1 protein-coding gene is annotated in these 1131 nt (G+C 64.5%); it reads left to right on the top strand.

Annotated features, from left to right (window positions below; translation table 11 throughout):
• Positions 1-125 precede the first annotated feature (125 nt).
• The gene (locus tag ENZ75_RS32520) at positions 126-1127 is read left to right on the top strand and encodes an Ldh family oxidoreductase (protein ID WP_063170442.1); all 1002 of its coding nucleotides are present in this window, start codon (positions 126-128) and stop codon (positions 1125-1127) included.
• Positions 1128-1131: the final 4 nt, after the last annotated feature.

A 1131-nucleotide genomic window follows, 5' to 3' on the forward strand; every position in this document is an offset into this window, starting at 1 on the left:
GTAGGGGAGTAGGGGAGTAGGGGAGTATCGGGCCACTATCCACATTCACATTTCCATCCCCATTCGCTATTCACTGCCCACTGTCCCGTACTCCCCTATTCCCCTACTCCCCTAGGACGGCCATGATGCAACTCAGTCTCGACCAGGCAAAAGGACTGTGCCGGATGGCGGCACTTGGCGCCGGCGCCAATGAGGAAGCGGCGCAATCGCTCACTGCTTCGATCATATCAGCCGAGGCCGAAGGGCTTTCCTCGGTCGGTCTGTCGCATTTCATCGACTATCTCGAGGCGCTGGAAGCCGGACGCATCGACGGCAATGCCGACCCGGTGATCACACGGCCGGCGCTGGCAGTCTATCTCTCCGATGCACGCGGCGGGCTGGCGCATACCGGCTTCGACCGCAACATCGACGACCTCGCCAAGGCGGCAAAGCTGTTCGGTGTCGCCATCTTCTCGCAGAAGAACGCCTATACATGCGGCGCGCTCGGCTATTTCACCGGAAGGCTGGCAGCACAAGGACTGGTGTCGTTCGCAGCCACCAACGGCCCGGCCGTGCTTGCCGGCTCGGGCTCGGTCAAGCCGGTCTACTGCACCAACCCGATGTCGTTTGCCGCGCCTGCCGCCGACGGGGCGCCGCTGGTCATCGACCAGTCGTCGAGCGCCACCGCTTTCGTCAACATCCGCAAAGCGGCCGAGGACGGCAAGACAATCCCGGAAGGCTGGGCACTGGACGCCAGCGGCAATCCGACCACCGATCCCGCCGCCGCCATGAAGGGTGCAATGCTCGCCTTCGGCGGTCAGCGCGGCGCCAACATCGCGCTGATGGTCGAGGTGCTGGCGGCGGGCCTGTCGGGCGCCAACTGGTCGCTCGACGCGCCATGGTTCAGCGGCGGGCCGGACAGCCCCGGCACGGGACTGTTCGTGCTTGCTATCGAACCCAAGCTGCTCGATCCAGATTTCGAGCAACGAATGAAGGACCAGCTTGACCGGCTGCGGCGGCGCTTCGGCGTGCATGTGCCCGGTCGTGCCCGCGCAGAGGCCGCCGAGAAGGCGCAAGCGCGCGGCATTACCGCATCGAAGGCCGTGGTGCAGCGCATTTCCGAATTCGCTGCACGCTATTCTTCCTGAATAT

Origin of the sequence: Mesorhizobium sp. M7A.F.Ca.CA.002.04.1.1 (assembly GCF_004022805.1) — a bacterium.
Classification (GTDB): domain Bacteria; phylum Pseudomonadota; class Alphaproteobacteria; order Rhizobiales; family Rhizobiaceae; genus Mesorhizobium; species Mesorhizobium ciceri.